The sequence below is a fragment of the Cupriavidus sp. UYPR2.512 genome, assembly GCF_000379565.1.
Lineage (GTDB): Bacteria > Pseudomonadota > Gammaproteobacteria > Burkholderiales > Burkholderiaceae > Cupriavidus.
The window spans coordinates 1-3,838 of the sequence record NZ_KB902963.1 but is presented as its reverse complement, the minus strand read 5'-3'; the positions used below and the strand labels follow the sequence as shown (position 1 = coordinate 3,838).

Here is a 3,838-nt window from a genome sequence, read left to right as displayed (position 1 = left end):
CACCTATGGACTCTCTCAGAAACTTGTTAATTTATTAACGCCCAACCCGTCCCGCCGGACGACCGGGGATCCCGAAAATCCGACAGTCTCCTAGCCGCTCCGACAATCCAGAGCCGCCGGCGAAACGCCGGCGTAATCCATAGCCGGGCAGCTGCACGTCTAGCCCTATCAAAACAAGGCGGCGCGTTGGTGCCGCCCGATCATTCGGCGCCAGTACACGCGCGCGGTGGAGCCCGCCCGGCCGCGTCTTCACGCAGACGGACGTGATGCCCGCTGCGGCGAAAGCCCGGCGTGCACCGCGAGCACCAGCAGGCCGCCCGCCATCGAGAGGTCAGCCGCGCACATGCAGAGATCTTCGCTTCCCGCCGCGTGCTCGCGACCTCAGGCCGCATTGTGGAGCCTACGCGCCGTAGGCCGCCAGGAAGACCCGTACGGCCTCGCGCAGAAGAGCCCTGTTTTCCCGGGTATCCGGCATCTCGAGCTTCAGCAGTCCGCGGATGTGCCCGGAGCCCAGGAACATCGACAGGAACAGGTCCGCTGCCTGAAGCGGGTTCCGCACCTTCAGCGTGCCCGCCGAGTCGGCACGGCGCAGGTATGCAGCCAGCTCGCCGTTCACACGCTCCGGGCCGTCCTTGTAGAACGCACGGCAGGCTTCCGGCTGCGCCCCCGCGACGCCGTAGACAGAGCGCAACGCGCCCAGGGCGTCGTCCCCGCGCGCCAGTGCGAGAAACCGGGCGCCGATCGCCAGCAGCGCCTTCTCCGGCTGGTCCGGGTCCAGCGCCCCGGCGCCCGGGACGCCAGCCACCACCGTCGCCGACCTGTCGCGCACGACCGCCTGGAACAGCCTCTCCTTGGAGCCGAAGTTGCTGTACACGGTCATCTTGGACACACCGGCGTCCGCGGCGATGGCATCCACGCTGGCACGCTCCAGGCCATGCTCGTTGAAGTGCCTTTGCGCCGCTTCCAGGATGCGCCGCACGCGCTCGGGATCGCGTGGCCGCCCGCGTTGGGGCTTGGGAGCGGGAGCTGGGGGGCGGGCCATGGGCAGATTTAGTGGATTTGAGAGTTCATTATAGCGCACGCACATTATTGGACTTGCAGTCCAGTAACTGACGGCGACCCGAGGAGCCCCATGACGCAACAGACGATCGACTGGACCTCGCAGCAGGGGTGGCGGGCACCACCCGCGGCGATCGCGTCCGTGCCGAGCGAACTCACGAAATAGATCTCCGCCGCGCTGAGCAGGGTTACGAGGAACATCACCCCCAACGGTGGGCAGGGCGAGTCGCGAGCAGCGGCAGCAGTGGGCCATCAAGCATGGCGGACTGTGGAATATTAATTGTACTTGACAGTTTACTATTTCAGCCTAGTATTACTATACTCGTAGTCCAATAATCAATCGACCCATGACTTCCTCCTCCTGGCGCAGCCGCGGGCCGGCCCCGCTGCCCGTCTCGAGCGCGTAACGCTGGACGATATTGCGCGCCAGGCCCAGCCCATCCCCTCCATCCACAACACGGAGCCCATCACCATGAATGACGTCATCATCATCGGCGGCAGCTTCGCCGGCCTCGCCGCTGCCCTGCAGCTCGGCCGTGCCCGCCGCAAGGTCACCGTTCTCGATACCGGCCTGCCGCGCAATCGCTTCGCCGGCCACTCGCATGGCCTGCTCGGACACGATCACAAGCCACCGCTGGACATCCTGGCAGAGGCGCGGCAGCAGCTGGCGCGTTATCCCACGATCAGGCTGGTCAGTGCCCGGGCCGACAGCGTCTCCGGCGCCATCGACCATTTCTCCGTCCTCACTGGCGATGGCGAAAGCCTTGGGGCGCGCCGCCTGATCCTGAGCTATGGCGTCGCCGACCAGATGCCTGACGTTCCGGGCTTTGCGGAAAGCTGGGGCACGTCCATCGTGCCCTGCCCCTATTGCGACGGCTTTGAAGTCGCCGGCCAGCATTGGGGCCTCGTCTGGTCCGGCCCGCAGTCGCACCAGTCTGTCAGGCTGTTCCACGATTGGACCGACAAGTTGACTGTCTTCGCCGATGGTCACGACATTCCGCCCGATATCCAGGCCGATCTGGCGCGCCGCAACATACCTGTCGTCGATGGCCGGATCATCGAGATCGCCCATCACAAGGGCCATATCACCACCGTCAATCTCGACACCCGCCGCAATATCGCGGTCGACATCCTATTCGCCCATCCGCGCAACAAGCCGTCCGCAAGCCTGCATGAATCACTGGGCCTCGCCACGGTGGATACGCCCGTCGGCATCGCCCTCAAGGTCGACGAGCGCCGCCAAACCAGCATGCCTGGCATCTACGCCGCCGGCGACCTCGCCACGTCCTTCTTGCCCTCGGTCACCCTGGCATCATCGCAGGGCGCGATGGCGGGTATCTTCGCCCAGCAATCGATGCTGGCTTGAGGGCATAGATTCCCTTCTCCGGTTGCCGCGGGCTATTGCCAGAAGGGCGATCCCGGCGAGGGCGCGATCCGCAAGACTTGCCGCTAATCAGGTGTGTGCGTGGCGGGTCATGCCGGGGGCTAGGCCTCATCATGGAGTGATATGAGCGTGCTTGAACTGAAGGTTCCTCCCCCCATCGTGGCGCTTGTCCTGGCGCTTCTTATGTGGCTGACGCCAGCCGTCGCGGGCCTTGTGCAGATTCCCTATCCGGCCCGCGTGCTCTGCGCCGTCGTTTTGGTGTGCGTCGGCCAAGGCATCAGCATCGCCGGAATGGTTGCATTTCGGCGCGCCAAGACCACCGTGAACCCGGTTAAGGCAAGCTTGGCGTCCTCGTTGGTCATCCAAGGCGTGTATCGCTATACGCGCAACCCCATGTATGTCGGGCTCTTGCTTACCCTGTTGGCGTGGGCAGTGTTTCTGGCGAATCCGCTCGCTGTCCTATGGGTTGTCGTGTACGTGCTTTACATCACTCGGTTCCAAATCATTCCGGAAGAACGTGTGTTGGCGTCTCTATTTGGGGCAGAGTACGAGGCTTACAAAGGGAGGGTACGCAGATGGGTATGAGGCCTGACGGGTCTGCAAGCACTTTCCCCCTAAGTCAACCGCCTGACCAACGCTCCGGTTGACGCAGACAGCGCCAGATGGTCCGAACGATCAAGTATGGCGCCGCGGCAAGGGATAAGAGCGTGCTGCCAATCGGCAGTCTTCGGTAGATGTCCGCGTCTCATAGTGCGCGTAGCCACGCAGCACCCTCCATCCGCATGTGGAGCCGAAGCGGCTCGCCAGTTTGCGTGGACGATTTTCCCCTCACCCAGGGCGCCGCCCCAGACTGCCTACAATCCCCTTGCGAAACGTCAGCACGCACACGATGAAAATGATGCCGGTCACCATCGACACGGTTTCACCGAGCCCGTTGAACCACTGGATGCCCGTCACCGCCCCGAGGTAGCCGCCCAGCTCGCCGAGCTTGTTCTCCAGTGCCACCACCACCAAGGCGCCGACGATCGGGCCGGTGAGTGTGCCCAGTCCGCCCAGCAGCGTCATCAGGATAACCATGCCGGACATCGACCAGTGCACGTCGCTCAGCGTCTCGAAGCCCAGCACCAGCGCCTTGACCGAACCGGCCAGCCCCGACAGCGCCGCCGACAGCACGAAGGCGGTCAGCTTGAAGCGGTCCACGTCGTAGCCCAGCGACACCGCGCGCGGCTCGTTCTCCTTGATCGCCTTCAGGATCTGGCCGAACGGCGAATGCACCGTGCGCACGATCAGCGCGAAGGCCGCCACGATGATCGCCAGCGCCACGTAGTACAGCGTCAGGTCGTCCGACAGCGGCAGCACCCCGAACAGCTTGCCGCGCGGGATGCCCTGCAGGCC

General features: G+C 64.4%; 3 protein-coding genes and 1 pseudogene. 2 read left to right on the top strand and 2 right to left on the bottom strand.

The window, feature by feature from the left end; translation table 11 throughout:
• Positions 1-400 precede the first annotated feature (400 nt).
• The gene (locus A3A5_RS0113730; protein ID WP_018311144.1) at positions 401-979 is read right to left on the bottom strand and encodes a TetR/AcrR family transcriptional regulator; all 579 of its coding nucleotides are present in this window, start codon (positions 977-979) and stop codon (positions 401-403) included.
• Between the two features lie 552 nt (positions 980-1,531).
• Here A3A5_RS0113730 and A3A5_RS0113720 point away from each other — a divergent pair.
• Positions 1,532-2,425, top strand: a complete 894-nt coding sequence (locus A3A5_RS0113720) for an NAD(P)/FAD-dependent oxidoreductase (RefSeq protein ID WP_018311142.1) — start codon at positions 1,532-1,534, stop codon at positions 2,423-2,425.
• Positions 2,426-2,566: 141 nt separating this feature from the next.
• Positions 2,567-3,028, top strand: coding sequence for an isoprenylcysteine carboxylmethyltransferase family protein (locus tag A3A5_RS0113715; protein ID WP_018311141.1), 462 nt, complete (start codon positions 2,567-2,569; stop codon positions 3,026-3,028).
• Between the two features lie 243 nt (positions 3,029-3,271).
• Here the strand turns inward: A3A5_RS0113715 and A3A5_RS38535 are convergent.
• Positions 3,272-3,838: pseudogene (locus A3A5_RS38535) on the bottom strand (branched-chain amino acid ABC transporter permease); the annotation flags it as partial.

What these genes read in the sequence shown, in the direction of transcription:
- A3A5_RS0113715 (WP_018311141.1), top strand. Translation starts at nt 2,567, where the DNA reads ATGAGCGTGCTTGAACTGAAGGTTCCTCCCCCCATCGTGGCGCTTGTC.
- A3A5_RS0113720 (WP_018311142.1), top strand. Translation starts at nt 1,532, where the DNA reads ATGAATGACGTCATCATCATCGGCGGCAGCTTCGCCGGCCTCGCCGCT.